Annotated in this window: 14 protein-coding genes; 4 read left to right on the top strand and 10 right to left on the bottom strand. The window is 22.0% G+C overall.

Going from position 1 to position 14487, the window contains the following annotated elements; all coding sequences use genetic code 11:
- Positions 1-9: 9 nt before the first annotated feature.
- A complete protein-coding gene (locus ACTTAU_RS00185; RefSeq protein ID WP_438304453.1) occupies positions 10-873 on the bottom strand; it encodes a TIM barrel protein in 864 nt (287 codons plus the stop codon).
- Positions 874-990: 117 nt separating this feature from the next.
- Here ACTTAU_RS00185 and ACTTAU_RS00180 point away from each other — a divergent pair, with 117 nt between their 5' ends.
- Both ACTTAU_RS00180 and ACTTAU_RS00175 read left to right on the top strand, forming a co-directional pair.
- Positions 991-1854, top strand: coding sequence for a methyltransferase domain-containing protein (locus tag ACTTAU_RS00180; protein ID WP_438304452.1), 864 nt, complete (start codon positions 991-993; stop codon positions 1852-1854).
- A 10-nt stretch (positions 1855-1864) separates the two neighbouring features.
- Positions 1865-3628: an asparagine synthase-related protein gene (locus ACTTAU_RS00175; RefSeq protein WP_438304451.1), complete on the top strand. Its 1764-nt coding sequence runs from the start codon at positions 1865-1867 to the stop codon at positions 3626-3628.
- A 4-nt stretch (positions 3629-3632) separates the two neighbouring features.
- On the opposite strand, the gene ACTTAU_RS00170 is transcribed toward ACTTAU_RS00175, so the two are convergent.
- Genes ACTTAU_RS00170 through ACTTAU_RS00150 form a run of 5 tightly spaced genes read right to left on the bottom strand, consistent with a single transcriptional unit; the run spans position 3633 to position 8701 of the window.
- Positions 3633-4325 (bottom strand): cytidylyltransferase domain-containing protein, encoded by a 693-nt coding sequence (locus ACTTAU_RS00170; protein WP_438304449.1) that lies wholly within the window; start codon positions 4323-4325, stop codon positions 3633-3635.
- 1 nt (position 4326) lies between these two features.
- Complete coding sequence (locus ACTTAU_RS00165; RefSeq protein ID WP_438304448.1) at positions 4327-5100, bottom strand: methyltransferase domain-containing protein; 774 nt, start codon at positions 5098-5100, stop codon at positions 4327-4329.
- Positions 5090-6268 carry a UDP-N-acetylglucosamine 2-epimerase gene (gene neuC / locus ACTTAU_RS00160; protein WP_438304446.1) on the bottom strand — a complete coding sequence of 393 codons (1179 nt, stop codon included), beginning with the start codon at positions 6266-6268 and terminating at the stop codon, positions 5090-5092. Before neuC ends, ACTTAU_RS00165 begins: the two co-directional genes overlap by 11 nt.
- Complete coding sequence (locus ACTTAU_RS00155) at positions 6265-7302, bottom strand: N-acetylneuraminate synthase family protein (RefSeq protein WP_438304445.1); 1038 nt, start codon at positions 7300-7302, stop codon at positions 6265-6267. Before ACTTAU_RS00155 ends, neuC begins: the two co-directional genes overlap by 4 nt.
- Positions 7303-7324: 22 nt before the next feature.
- Entirely contained in the window at positions 7325-8701 is a 1377-nt protein-coding gene (locus ACTTAU_RS00150; protein WP_438304444.1) for a surface carbohydrate biosynthesis protein, read from the bottom strand.
- Between the two features lie 101 nt (positions 8702-8802).
- Between ACTTAU_RS00150 and ACTTAU_RS00145 the strand changes: the two genes are divergently transcribed.
- The gene (locus ACTTAU_RS00145) at positions 8803-10542 is read left to right on the top strand and encodes an ABC transporter ATP-binding protein (protein WP_438304442.1); all 1740 of its coding nucleotides are present in this window, start codon (positions 8803-8805) and stop codon (positions 10540-10542) included.
- 2 nt (positions 10543-10544) lie between these two features.
- Here ACTTAU_RS00145 and ACTTAU_RS00140 read toward each other — a convergent pair whose 3' ends face one another.
- Positions 10545-11636 (bottom strand): hypothetical protein, encoded by a 1092-nt coding sequence (locus tag ACTTAU_RS00140; protein ID WP_438304440.1) that lies wholly within the window; start codon positions 11634-11636, stop codon positions 10545-10547.
- A 72-nt stretch (positions 11637-11708) separates the two neighbouring features.
- Here ACTTAU_RS00140 and ACTTAU_RS00135 point away from each other — a divergent pair, with 72 nt between their 5' ends.
- Positions 11709-12413, top strand: coding sequence for a class I SAM-dependent methyltransferase (locus ACTTAU_RS00135; protein WP_438304439.1), 705 nt, complete (start codon positions 11709-11711; stop codon positions 12411-12413).
- A 1-nt stretch (position 12414) separates the two neighbouring features.
- On the opposite strand, the gene ACTTAU_RS00130 is transcribed toward ACTTAU_RS00135, so the two are convergent.
- The 3 genes from ACTTAU_RS00130 to ACTTAU_RS00120 are packed head-to-tail and all read right to left on the bottom strand — an operon-like array spanning position 12415 to position 14402.
- Positions 12415-12906 (bottom strand): adenylyl-sulfate kinase, encoded by a 492-nt coding sequence (locus ACTTAU_RS00130; protein ID WP_438304437.1) that lies wholly within the window; start codon positions 12904-12906, stop codon positions 12415-12417.
- 7 nt (positions 12907-12913) lie between these two features.
- Positions 12914-14122, bottom strand: a complete 1209-nt coding sequence (locus tag ACTTAU_RS00125; RefSeq protein WP_438304436.1) for a hypothetical protein — start codon at positions 14120-14122, stop codon at positions 12914-12916.
- Between the two features lie 49 nt (positions 14123-14171).
- Positions 14172-14402: a hypothetical protein gene (locus ACTTAU_RS00120; protein ID WP_438304434.1), complete on the bottom strand. Its 231-nt coding sequence runs from the start codon at positions 14400-14402 to the stop codon at positions 14172-14174.
- Between the last annotated feature and the right edge of the window lie 85 nt (positions 14403-14487).

The following is a 14487-nucleotide window of genomic DNA, read 5'->3' as shown; positions in this document are numbered from 1 at the left end:
AAAAATAATTTAATTTTCTAGATATTTTTCTACAATCTTTTCAGTTTTTTTAATTTTATTTAGATCGTCTGTATAAATTTCAAGTGTATAATATTCTAAGTTTTTCTTCAAATAATTTAAAAACCATACATTTTTATCAAAGGATTTATTTTGATCTTCCAAACTATTATTTTCACTTAAATGATAGCCTTCAATAATATTGTTTAATTTTTTTAAAGCAGATCTTAAGTTAAATTTTTCAGTTTTTGCACTTACTTTTAAATGTCCTAAATCCAAAAGAAGTCCAACTTCTTTAGGTGTTTTTTTAAAAAATCTTAGAATATCAATTGGATTTGTTAATAATAAGGGATTTTCTCCAAAAACTTTTAAATTTTTTTTATTAATAACATTATTTTCTATCAATATTTTAACTTTTTTTTTCTTTGCAAACTTATTCAGGATTTTAATATTTTTTAGAAAAATGGTTTCAGCTTTTTTTTTACTTAAGATCTCATATTTATCAAATTGTTTGCCAAGTTTTCTAGGTTGTGGGTCAATTCTAAAACCTCCATGAAAAGAGAAAAATTTACTATTAAGTTTTTTTGATAAAGTAATACTTTTTTTTAACTGATTTAAACTTTTTTTTATAATTGATTTATTTTGACTAGCCAAATTAATTACAAATTTTTCTTTTGGTGGAGGATAATAGTTATGAACCCTTAAATTTTTACTTTTTCCTAATTTTTCCAAATATATTAAATCTCTTCGTGTCATGAATTTACCACCAGATAATTCTATATTTTTTATTTTATTTTTTAAAAATCTTTTAATTGTTTTAATTGACTTTTGATTTTTGTAATATCCAGTTGATACAAAGACTTTATTATGTTCCATTATAAAATGAGAATTTTTTATTCCGAGGTTAATTTAATTGTAAATATTAATCAAATATATTATTATGCTTTTTAATAATAAGATAAAATTAAATCAATTTAATCCTAATTTACAATAATGATATGTTATCTCTGTAAAAAAAAAAATACTTTTTTGATATGGAATGATAAATTAAGGTCTGGGAAAAATACTTGGACAAAAAATAAAAATAAAATATATCAATGTGACAATTGTGACTTAGTTTTCTTGGAAAAAAGAAGAAAATCTTTGCAGGATAATAAGATATTTAGAAAGTTATTTGACGGATCTAATAGCATTAGTAAATATAATAGCTTTAATAAACCTAGAGAAAAATTAAAATTAGATAAAATCAAAAAATACCTAAGTTTTAAAAATAAAAAAATTCTCGAAAGTAATTGTGGTGCAGCCACCAACCTAGATAATTTAAAAAAAAATTCAAAAATTACAGCTGGATTTGATAGTGAAATTTACAGAGAACACGTAAATAAAAAGCACTTATTTTATAGCTCTTATCGTGAGCTAAAAAAAGATAAAATAAAGTTTGACATTATTTTGTCTCTAGGTGAGATTGAACATAAGTATGATGTTCTAAGTTTTGTTAAATTACTTAAAAGTAAATTAGAAAATAAAGGTTTTTTAATATTTAGAATTCCAAACTTTAATAATATTTATAAATTTCTCTTAGATAAAGATTTTTTGAAATATGATTATAGGTTATCACATAATTTTTACTTTACTGAAAAAAGTGCAGACTTTTTATTTAAAAAGCTTAAATTAAAAATTTTTTTAAAAACAGGATTACAAGAATATGATTTTAATCATCTAATAAAATATTTTAAGACAAGAAAAAGAGTAAAATCATATGACAAAATTTTCGGTGAAAGGTTAATTAATATGACAAATGATAACTTAGAAAAATATAAAGTTTCTACAAGTTTGCTTTATATTTTGCAAAAATGAATATAGTTCTATGTGTGGAATTATTTTAATATATTCAAAGAAAAATAAATTAAATAAAAAAGATTGTAAATCTGCATTTGATGCAATTAAAAATAGAGGTCCTGATAAATATTTAAAACAATTTTTTTTAAAAAAAAAATTATTTATAGGGAATAGTATTTTATCTATAGTAGGAAAAAAGAAGTCCGGAAGTGAACTATATCAATCTTCAAATAAACAATTTAAAATTGCTTATAATGGTGAAATTTATAATTATGAAAAATTAAAAAAAAAAACTAGTACAAAAAAAAAATTTACTAATGATACGGAAGTTCTTATTAATTTATTTCAACATTACAAACATAATAAAATACCAAAATTCTTAGACGGTATGTTTGCATACTGTGTTTTTGATAGTAAAACAAAAAATATATATTTTGCTACAGATGTCCAGGGTGAAAGAAAATTATTTTTATACAATGATGATAATTATTTTATATGTTCCTCAAATATTAATGCCATAGTAGAATTTCTAAAGAATCTTCACATAGATACTAATAAGTTTACTGAGTACTTTGATACAAGACATTTTATTCTTTATAACAAAACGGTGTATCAAAATATTGAATACTTGCTACCAGGTAAATCATATTCATATAATATAATAAAAAATAAAGTAACATCAAATACGTATGATGATCCAGTTAATTGGATTAGTGAAAAAAAGTATAAAAAATTTAATAATTTAAATATTAAAGATATTACTGATTATTTTGAGAATATTATAATTCAATCAAAAAATAAAATGTTACCAAATAAAAATTTTTTTTCGTTATTTAGTGGAGGAATAGATAGCAGCCTACAATCTAAATTGCTTGATAACTCAAATAATTTAAAAGGTTTATTATTTGTTGATCATGAAAAAAAAGACCCTATATCTAATAAAATAAATTTATTTAATAAATATTTATCATCAAAAATTTATAAAATTAACTTAAATAAAAAAAAATATTCTTTAGATTTAAAAAAAGTATATCAATCTCTTAATTTACCTTTTCTTACACATGATTTAGTTGGAATTAATAAATGTTTTGAATTTGTTAAAAGAAAAAAATGTAAAATTGTTTTTAACGCAGGAGGTGTTGATGAATTATTTGGTGGATATAAACTTTATAAAGAAACAGATTGGAATCAAGACAAAATCAACTTATCACCATACTCAAGCTATTCAGGAAAATATTCAAAAAATATCAATACTGATTATAAAATTCAATCAGACAAATTATGGTTAAAAGCTTTTAAAAAATATAAATTATTTATGAATATTCGAGAGGCCAAAATACAAGCGAGTCTTTTTACAGATTATTTTGTCCAGGCAGTAGGAGTTCATAATATAAGTTGGCATTTATTAGCTGGTGAAAATTCAGTCGAAGTAAGAAATCTTTTTATAAATAAAAGTGTAATAAAAGAAGTTATAAATTTACCTATTAAGTATAAAATTAATAAAAAGTATAAAAATAATTTTGCACTTAAACATATTTTAAAACGTGTATTTGTTAAGAATTTTGAAAAAAAGCTAGTTTTTAAAAAACAAGGTTTCTCTGGATTTCCGAATGAGAGCTTTGATTATTTAAGTAATTCAAGAAAAATAGAGTTTAAAAAATTGATAAAAAAAGTAAAATTATTCCTACCTTTAGATCGAGATAACTATTGGAAATTATTAAATATTTTCTATTTTAAGAAATTTTGTAATCCAAACCTAAAGATGAAAGAAATTTTCGACAAATTTAATTAAAAATTTAATTTTTAAATACTTTTTTTACTAAAATAAGATCTGAGTAAGTATCAATAGAAATCTGATCAGATAGACTTATAACATAACCACTTTTTTTTGGTAATATTGATTTTTCTAAAATAGCTTTTCTAGAAAATGCATAACAAGCTCCGTTTCTGAAATATGTGTTTTTAAGTTGTTGACGATATTTAATTTTATTTCCATATTTCGAATAATATTTTAATCTTTTTTTTGATATTTCTAGTGCTTTTAGTGGATGATATTTTGTATCAGTTTTTGAAATTGTCCAAACAGCATCTAGTTTTTCATCGATAATTTTTCTAATACAATTTTTTACATCGTTAATTTTTCTCAGTGGTGAGGTAGGAGGCATTGAAACTACAATATCGAATTTATTATTTTTTTTTTCACTCTTTTTTAATGCATGTTTTAAGACCTCTAAGTCACCTATTTTAGGTCCTGAAATTTTTTTTGGTCTTAAAAAATTAAATTCTAAACCATACCTTAAAGCTATTTTTCCTATTTTTGTACTATCTGTTGATACAATTTTTTTATCAAAAAATTTAATTTTATTAGCTATGTCTCCAACTCTTCCAACTAGAGGTACATTTTTAATTTTTCTAATATTTTTATTTTTAATACCCACACTCCCAGATCTTGCCAGAACAACTAGAAGAATTTTTTTTTTTTTATACAATTTATTTTTTTGCAGTTATAGAAAAACTCATTGGGAAAATTGTATATTTCCTGAATAAGTTTTGTCTGTGTTTTTTATCTAATTTTTGAAAAAAATTTATTTTATTTAGTTTAAATTCTTTTTTAAAATTTTGTCTTCTTTGTTTGGGTAAAAATTGCGAGGCTTGATCAAGGCAATAAGCCGCTGCAGTAAAAGGACCACCAGATAGTTTAAAATTAATAGATCTAAAATTAAGATCATTTAATAACTGCTTCATTCCATAGGGTGTAAATCGATAATAATCCTCTGGTAATTGATGTATTTCTCTTAGTGTAGGCTCAAAAACATAAATTAACCCATTCTTTTTAAGATATTTCTTACAAGATTTAATTAAATGTTTATGATCGTAAATATGATGCATTAAGTTTGGTATGACAATTAAATCATAAAAATTTTTTTTTAAATTTAAGTTTTTATAATTTTTTTGTGAAGTTACTGGAATTTTAATAATATTATTATTATCTACAAATTTTTTATTATATGATCCTCTTGATAAAATTTTTTTTTCACTACAGTCAACTGAAATAAAATTTTTTTTTTTAAAATACGGTGCTAAAATACTTATGTTTCCGTATAACGAGCCTCTTTCAAGTGATAAGATGTTTTTTAAACTTTTATTTTTTGAAAATTTGTTAATATCTTTGAATAAAATATCAAAATGTGGCCATTTTGTTTTTGTAAAGAAAACTTCTTCTTTTAATGTTTTATCATGTAATTTCAATTTTTTAATTGTCATAATTAAGTTTTTTTTGTGTATTTTTAATTTTATAATTTAATATTTTATTTAAAATTTTTTTTCCAGCATTACCTTTTCCATACAATGATGAACTTTTATAATAAGCTTTTTTTAACTGAATTTTAATTTTATTAATTATGTCATAATTATTGTGTTTAGCATTTAAAACATTTTTAGCTTTCTCTCTTCCATTTTGTCTTGAACCTATATTAACAGTTGGCACACCCAAATATGACGCTTCTCTTATTCCTACACTTGAATTCCCTACTATACATTGACAATTTTGGATTAGATTTAAAAAATCCTCAGGTTTAATATTCTTTATAAAAAGAACTTTATTTAACAGCTTTCGTTCTCTGTAAATTCTAAGTTGTTTTGAAATTATATCAGAACCAGAATCTACATTTGGCCAAAGCCAAACACAATTCATATTCAATTTAGATATTGCTTTTATAGTTTCAATAACGTCGTTTTTTGTATTTTCATACTCAGTTGTTACAGAATGCTGAACAACAACAATATATTTATGAATATTCTTCAAATTAAAGTTGTCTTGATTTGAGAAATTATATTTACTCAAGATTTTATGTAATTTAATTTTTTTATTTTTGATTTTTTTTGCTAGGTCTATAGATGGACATCCAAAATTAAATATTGTTTTAGGGTCTTCTCCCATTCTTATGAGGTTTTTTTTAGCTAAATCTGTTGAGGGGAAATGAATGTTTGCAAATTTTGAAATTGCATGCCTCACACTTTCATCTATAGATCCAGTTATCTCTCCACCCTGTAGATGTATTAAGGGTATATTCATATAGCTTGAAGCTATAGCAACTGACAAAGTTTCAAATCTATCAGCTATAGCAAATACATAATCAGGTTTTGAATTTTCAAATACATTTGCAAGCTCACTTATTTCAATTGCAGTTGATTTTGCCATAGCTATAGGTCTATCACCTTCAACAATTGTAAATAATTTTTTCGAAATAGTTAAATTGTCCTCTCTAATTATTTTTTCTAGTTCACCAAATTTTTCAACTAAAGCAGATGCAGCAAGAATTAATTCAATTTTTACTTTTTTACTTTTTTTTGACTCAATTAAAAAAGATCTTATCCTTGCATAATTGGCCCTATTATTAATAACTACAGCAATAATAATTTTTTTCTTCACTTCTCTAAATCAGTAAGTTTTAGCAAATTATGAGAAAAAACATCTTTGATCAATTTTTTACCAATAATTTGATTTATTTTTTTTTCAGGTATACCGGTTCCAGGTTTTTTAAAAATTATATCTGATTTTTTAATTATCTGTCCTTTTCTCATAAAATTTTTAACTGTACAGCTTTTTGTAAATATTGATTTTATTTTTACTAATTTTTTTGGCAAAATCTTTTTATTGACACTAGAGCTTTTCATGATGTGAATCTCATTTCTTGCTTTACATAATTGCTTTAATTCCTCAAAACTTATTGAAGATGAACTGTCAGGATTTTTGTCTTCATTTTTGTCACCCACATGCACTTCTACAATTGATGCCCCCTTACACATAGCATAGATTGATGGATAAATAGAACCTGTGTGATCAGATAAACCAAAAAAACATTTATATTTTTTTTTATAAGTATCTAAAATATTTATTCCGACCTCTTTTAGTTTTAATGGATATTGACTAGTACATTGCATTAAAACAAATTTTGATTTATTTTTTTTTAATTTTGCTGTCATTATTCCTATTTCGTTTAATTTAGAAAGTCCTGTACTAATTATTATGGGTTTCTTAGTTTTTATAATTTTATCGATCATATCATTTGAAAAAAATTCTCCGGATCCAATTTTCCAAGCTTTAACATTTAATTTTTGGAGTATTTCTACCGCTTCATTTGAAAAGGGTGAACTTAAAAATATTAATTTATTTTTTTCACACTCTTTTTTAATCAATTTCCATTCCTTAATAGAAAATTCCATTTTTTGCCAATATTGAATTCTATTTTTAAAGTTTTCATTTTTTATCCTAAACGGTTCATTTAAAGTAGACTCAAATTTTGCTAGATGTGTTTGAAATTTGATTATATCTACTCCAGTTTTAGATATTTTTTTCACAATTGTTTTTGCTTTTTTAAAACTTCCCAAGTGAGATTGACCAACCTCAGCAATAATAATTGGTTTGGAGTTTTTAGAAACTAATAATTTTCCAATTTTAAACATTTAATACTTATTTTTATTTAAATTATAAACTTTCTATATAAAACAAACCGTAGTATTTTTCTTTAACAATAAACTTTTTACCCCCAAACAATACTTTTGAAAAATTATCTACTTTTTTTTGTATTACCATTCTATTTAAACTTTTTCTTTTATTTACCTGAATTCTATAATTTATTGAACTTCTTAAAAATAAAAAATAGTATAAATTTTTTAATTTAACCAACAACCAAAAATAAATATAGTTTATTATATTTTGTCTTTTATTATCTTGATTTGTAGAATTTACATTAATTAATTTAATATTTTTAATTATATTATCTGAACAATTTTTATCAATTAAATTGCCAAGTATTTTCTTTGCTTTATTTAAATTAGTTTTAGGAATTATATTTTTTTTTTTATAGATTTTATTTTTTAAAATTTTTTTTAGTATTTTCAAATTTCTTACATTTATGGAAACCAAATTTGTAAGAGTGAACTCAAATTGAGAATCCTTATATGGAATATAATTAATACTTGTTTTATTTATTAAAAATGATTCAATTGAAGTGGTGCAGTTACATCCAATTAATACATCTGATGCTATAATATAAGGAATAATATTATCATCAGATTTTAAAACCTTAATATTTGAATAACTATCTTTAATTATTCTTTTATAAGTATCGTGATTTTCTGCAGGGTGTACTCTTATTAAAATATTTTTTTTTGGAAATTCTTTGCTTAAATAACTGTACATGTTATTAAATTCATAAAAATTTCGTTCTTGCTGATAATTACATTTTTTATTTAATCTTTTATGATGTGATTTTATATTTTTAAATGTGTTTTTAAATGTGTAGGATTTTTTAAAAATATTAACACCATCAGTGTTAAATCTTGGAAATTGTGTGGCTACTAAAATGAAGTTTCCAAAATTTTTTTTGATTTTATTTACATCCCCATTATAATATTTTAATATATTTTTATTCAACAATTCCATTTTTGGATGACCAGTTGAAATAATTTTCAAATCTTTTTTCTTTTTTTTAAAAAAAGTCTCATATATTGATTTACTTTCTAATCCCCATGAAAATATTAATTTAATATAACTTAGAATCTTTTTTGAAAATCTTTTTCCAACAATCCAAGAATTATCAAAAATTTGAAGCCCCTCTTCATCGATTCCGGTAATTTTGTGACCATATAAATTAATCTTATCTAAAATTTTTTCATAATTTTTTCCAAAACTTTTTAAAAAAAAAATTCCTGGTTTGATAAGATGTATCTTCTCATACAATCTACTTTTTTTACAAATTGCAACTTCATATCCTTTACTGACAGCCTTCATTCCCAATAATATTTTTGCATCTAATTCTCGTTTTTGCATTTCTATTATTAAGTAAATTGCCTTTTTCATTAATTTGAGGTCAGATTGTTAATTAGTTAAAAAACTTATCTTAAAATGTCTATAAAAATTTGGTTAATAATCATTTTTGGGTATATATCTTTAAAAAATAAATGTCAAAAAAACATAATTTATTAAATAATTTTAAAATTCTTTGGACGATATTGTCAAAAAAAGAAAAAACAAAATCTATAATTTTTTTATTTTTCACATTTTTACAAGTTTTTTTAGAGGCAATTAGTATTGGTTCATTATATCCACTTATTCTAGGACTTTTCGGAAAAAATGAAAATCTCTTAGACAATGATTTATTTTCGTTAAGCTATCTGGAAAAATATATAAATTTCGAAAATCAAATTTTACTTGTATCTTTTTTAATTGTTATAGTTTTCATAATAAAAAATACTTTTTTAATTTTTCTAGTTCATTGGACTCAAACATTTGAGAGGAATGTTAAGGTTAGGCTAAAAAAACATCTTCTTACTTCATATCTATATAAAAGCTATACTTTTCATGTTAATAAAGATTCTGCAAAATTAGTTAGAAATATAAATACTTCAACAAGTACTGTAATGCAGACTTTGAGAAGTTCTATGCTTTTTATTAATGACTCGTGTTTATTTGTAGTATTATTTTTATTTTTGTCTTCTATAAATCCTGTATTAGTTTTTTATTCATCATTATCATTAATAGCATTAACTGTTATTTATTTTCTTTTTTTTAAAAGATTACTTATAAAATATGGAAAATTTTCTTTTGAACACGAGGGTGAATCTTTAAAAAAATTAATACAATCATTTAATATGATTAAAGAAATAAAATTGTTTCAAAAAGAGAATTATTTTATTAAGTTTTTTTACTTAGAGGAAAAATTATTTCAGGAATTTCAAAGAAAAGCATATATTATTCGAAGCTACCCTAGAGCATTTTTTGAACTAATTTTTATTTTTGGAGTTTTGTCATTTATTAATATTAAATTTTTAACCATGGGAGAATCATTTGATGAAATTTTGCCAAAGACTGCTCTTTTGGCTATAATTTTAATTAGAATGATCCCATCTATAAGTCGTCTAATTTCATCTGCACAAAAAATTAATCAATATCAGAAATCAAATTATGAAATAATTGATGAGTTAAAGACAAATTTAGTAGAAAATAAAAATCAAGATAACAATTCAAATTTTATTGGTGTTTATGAATTTAATAAGATTAATTTAGAGAAAATTTATTTTAGATATTCAACTGATAATAAATATATTTTTGAAAATTTTAACTTTGAAATTAAAAAAGGATCTTATCTGGGGATTGTTGGTCCTTCTGGATGTGGCAAATCTACATTGATTGATTTACTTACAGGATTATTAAAGGCTGATTCTGGAAATATAAAAATCAATGATAAATATGCAGATTTAAACAGTGCGAAATGGAAAAATTTATTTGGATATGTATCACAAACAGTGAATTTATTTAACGATACCGTTTATACAAATATTACATTTGAAAAAAATAAAGACAAAATAAATATAGAAAAATTATATGATGCAATAAATAAATCTGGTTTAGATCCTTTTATTGAACAGTTGGAAAATGGAATAGACTCAAAAGTAGGTGAATTTGGATATAAAATTTCTGGTGGTGAAAAACAGAGAATTAGTATTGCCAGAGCTTTGTATAAAGATCCTCAAATTTTAATATTTGACGAGTCATTTAATTCGTTAGATAAGATGACAAAGAGTACAATATTAAATGAGATAAATAATATTAGAAAATTTAAAACAATCATTGTTATCTCACATTTACTGGAAGATCTAACAAATTGTGATCAAATAGTTGAATTAAGTAGAGTAAATTAGAACTATTTTAGTAGTTTGTTTAATTTTAAAATTTCCATTTTAAGATTTTCAAAAGAACAATCAAATTCAATGAAATTAATTAAATCATAGAGATATTTCTTTATTATAATGGTTCTCTCGTTGAACAAAACATCTTTATTATAATTTAAATCATTTAAGAAAAAGCTAACTTTCAATTTAGATTTTTTATAAAATTTATTAATTAGTAAACTTCTTGTATAAATTTCTGAATTTCCAACTTTTGATCCTAAATCTATCATACATATATTTTTATAAACATTAGAAAATAATAAATCTAATGGTAATTTAGAATTTTTTTTATGATAAAAAAAATTAAATTTTTTAAGGTGATTAATAAATATAAATCTTATAACTACATTTGCTAAATAATACTTTTTTTGAAATTCTAAATTTTTAAATTTTTCTTCATTAAATATCAAAAAAAAATAATCTATTTTTTCTTTTGAACTATAATTTTCATAATTATTTATTAGGTTTTTAATATATTTAAATTTAACATTATAATATTTTTTAAAAGCATTTAAAATATCCTCCTCATCAGCTCTTCCAACAAACACCAGTTTTTTACCTAAAATCAAATTTTTTGCATATGTGAAATATTTTAAAAAATTATAAATAGAGTAAAATATTGGAAAAAAATATTTCATTTTGGCTCGAAATTTTGCTCCAGATATTTTTTTTAAAGTTTTTTTATTGTAAATATTATAATCATTTAAAAAAAAATAATTTTTATATTCTGGATAAAAATTTGATTGAAAAAAAATATTTAAATATTCAAATTTTTCATTTATCTTCTGTATAGTTTCTTCGTGAATTTTTTTGTCAAATAAATCATTCCAGAGTATTACGTAAATTTCTTTCTTATAACTTTTAAATTGATATGATAAAAAATCTTCTAAGTAATTTTGATCTAATAAAATCTGACAATTTTCATCATTAATAATATCCAAGTTTTTAATTAGAATTAGTTTATTTATTCCAAATACGTAATCAGCATGAAGAAAGTAATTGTAAGTTCTATGATCAGGACAATAGAGGTAAACAGTTTTATTAAATCTTATTTTATTTTTCACTTTATTAGAAATGTAATTTAATTTGATTTTTTATTTATAATCTATATATAATTTAACATTTATCCATTGTTAATGAAATTTACTTACTTTATTCCACCTATTTTTTATAAACAGAATGTTAAAAAATATTTAAATATTCTATTTTACAAGAGCAAAATAACCCACAAATTTAAATTTGAGAAAAATTTTTATTCAAGAATTGCCTTTGTAAATAAGGCAATCTCTAAATATAAAAATTGTAATTATTTAGAGATAGGTACTGGCACAGAAACTCTTTTTAATTCTATACCTTTAAAAATGAAAAATAAATTTGGTGTCGATCCGTTTAATGGTGGTAATTTTAAAATGACATCAGATGAATTTTTTGAAAAAAATAATGAAATACAGTTTGATGTCATATTTATTGATGGACTTCATACATACACTCAATGTCAAAAAGATTGCATTAACTCAATCAAACAACTCAAAAAAGGTGGAATTATTATGTTACATGACTTGTTGCCAAGATCAGAATTTGAGCAAAGTGCAGAACATAGACACACCGCTTGGACAGGTGACGTTTGGAAAGTTGCTGTTGAATTATTTAATTCTAAGAATATGGATTTTAAAATTTGTAATATCGACCATGGTGTAGGCATTTTAAAACTGCAAGATGAATTTGAATATAAAAAAATGCCAGAACTACTATCACAAGGATTTGATGATTATTTACAATATAAGAAAAATTTTAAAATTATTAATTCTGAGGAAGCATTAGATTTTATTTCCAATGACTAAATTACTTATTCAGTAATTTAAGTATTTTTTTCTGGTTTTTTAAAAAACTTTTTAAAGAACCATTGTTTAATATTTCAAGGTCATATTTCTCATATTTAACATGCTTTATATCCTTACCCACCACATTTAATTTTTTTTTATAAATCTTTTTATTATCACGATTTTTTAAAACGTTCATAGTTGAAACAATATTAATATGAACAAGGTTTTTAAATTTTCTTTTTACTTTTTTTTTATATTTTAGAGATGTAAGATTCGCAGAAATTAAAATATTTTTCTTTTCTTTATTTAAAAAGCTTACAAAATTGATAATTCTTTCAGCATTTTTATTTCTTTCTACCAGTGTATAACCAATATCATTGTTAAACATTTTTCTAAATTTATCTCCATCTATCCAAATATAGTCTTTTAATTTTTTTTTTAGAACCTGAGCAATTGTTGTTTTCCCAACACCTGAAATACCAGATATCCACAAAATTTTATTTTTATTCATATTTTTACTAATATTTATTTTTTATTTTATTCAAAATGATTTTGGATACTAATCTATTTCCTTTTGAATTAAGATGACCACCATATTTGTCATTAAAATAATAACTTTCCCAATTTTTTTTTTTTATTATATCATTAGTTATTTCAAAGATATTTTTATTACCTAAATTTTTATAAAAATTGATATATTTATTATTTGTTTTATTTAATTTTATATCTAAATACTGAGGAATAATAACTATACTAAATTCCAATCTTTTTTTTTTGCAAAATAATTCTATGTTTTGAAATATTTTTGTCAAATTTTTACAGTAATTGTAATTTTCATACAAATTATGTGAGTCGATGATATTTTTTTTAAGCAGTACTTTTTTTGCATAATCATAAAATTTAGTATTTTTTTCGTTAAATTTTTTTGTCAATGAATGTAAAATTAAAAAAAAAAATATAGGTGCGTTTATATTAAAATTTTTTACAAAATAAAAAAAATATGGAAATTTTAAAATGTTACTCTTAAATTTTTTCTCGTAAAATATATCATGGTTTTGAAAGTGATTAATTAATTTTTGATTAAATTTTAGTTGATTTTTAACATTATTTTTCTGTATTTTTATTTTAGGTATATTAATTATTTTCATCTTGTTATTTTTAAAATTTATAAGAGGCTTAAAACCAAAAATATTTCCAAACTCTCTGTAATGCTTCCAGTGAGAATGAATTCTAGCAATTGTCTCCGGAACAACACAAAATATTATATGTTTAGTTTTTATTTTATTTTTGATAATCTTATATTTAATATATGCTTGATCTATCCCGTAATTACCAACACCAAAATTTAAAACATTCGATTTAATTTTTTGTGACAAAAGCTCTTCCCATGTTTCGTTGTCATTCACATATCTGCAAAAAGCAAATGAATCTCCAAAAACAGCGATAGTATCTTTTTTGAAACTTCTTTCCCCTCTAAAGCCATATTTGTTAATTACAAAATATGAATTTCTTTGAGATTTTTCTTTTCCAGATGTAGATGGTTTTCTGTCCCAACCCAAAACCTCATGATAACTATTTTTAATAAAATTAGAATATCTTTGTTTTGAAAATTTTGGATTTAAATCCTCATTTCCAATCAACCATTGAAAATTTTTTTTAAAATTAATAAACAAAAAATAAATTATAATTTCTATAATAATAAAAAATAATATTAAATTTGTTAGCATATTATTTATTTAACTTTTAAATTGTTGTTTTTATAGATCATATTCCATCTTAATTATGTGCTAAATTAGTATATTCTGATCCTAAAACAAATTTAGATACGGAAACCCTTTTAAGTTCATAACTTTGATTAATCCTAAGAAACCAAGGTGGTATAATAAAATCAAACTTCACTGCTAGTATTTCATTACCAGGAATACATTTTTTCCAATTTTCATTAAAAATATTCTGAGAAACACATGCTTTTATGTCCTTATCAAAAGAGTATAAAATATGATCCATTTTTATTAAAGTATGCAGATCTGTTATAATCTATCAATACTTTTGATAAAATATTTTTTTACAATAGTTAAGTAACCTTAAAGGT

This window comes from Candidatus Pelagibacter sp. HIMB1505, from assembly GCF_052047915.1.
Taxonomy (GTDB): domain Bacteria; phylum Pseudomonadota; class Alphaproteobacteria; order Pelagibacterales; family Pelagibacteraceae; genus Pelagibacter; species Pelagibacter communis_A.
The sequence above is the reverse complement of the archived record's forward strand: the minus strand, read 5'-3'. Positions and strand labels throughout refer to the sequence as shown.

Coding starts and splice junctions, on each gene's coding strand:
- ACTTAU_RS00185 (WP_438304453.1), bottom strand. CDS start 873: ATGGAACATAATAAAGTCTTTGTATCAACTGGATATTACAAAAATCAA.
- ACTTAU_RS00180 (WP_438304452.1), top strand. CDS start 991: ATGATATGTTATCTCTGTAAAAAAAAAAATACTTTTTTGATATGGAAT.
- ACTTAU_RS00175 (WP_438304451.1), top strand. CDS start 1,865: ATGTGTGGAATTATTTTAATATATTCAAAGAAAAATAAATTAAATAAA.
- ACTTAU_RS00165 (WP_438304448.1), bottom strand. CDS start 5,100: ATGACAATTAAAAAATTGAAATTACATGATAAAACATTAAAAGAAGAA.
- ACTTAU_RS00155 (WP_438304445.1), bottom strand. CDS start 7,302: ATGTTTAAAATTGGAAAATTATTAGTTTCTAAAAACTCCAAACCAATT.
- ACTTAU_RS00150 (WP_438304444.1), bottom strand. CDS start 8,701: ATGAAAAAGGCAATTTACTTAATAATAGAAATGCAAAAACGAGAATTA.
- ACTTAU_RS00145 (WP_438304442.1), top strand. CDS start 8,803: ATGTCAAAAAAACATAATTTATTAAATAATTTTAAAATTCTTTGGACG.
- ACTTAU_RS00135 (WP_438304439.1), top strand. CDS start 11,709: ATGAAATTTACTTACTTTATTCCACCTATTTTTTATAAACAGAATGTT.
- ACTTAU_RS00130 (WP_438304437.1), bottom strand. CDS start 12,906: ATGAATAAAAATAAAATTTTGTGGATATCTGGTATTTCAGGTGTTGGG.
- ACTTAU_RS00125 (WP_438304436.1), bottom strand. CDS start 14,122: ATGCTAACAAATTTAATATTATTTTTTATTATTATAGAAATTATAATT.
- ACTTAU_RS00120 (WP_438304434.1), bottom strand. CDS start 14,402: ATGGATCATATTTTATACTCTTTTGATAAGGACATAAAAGCATGTGTT.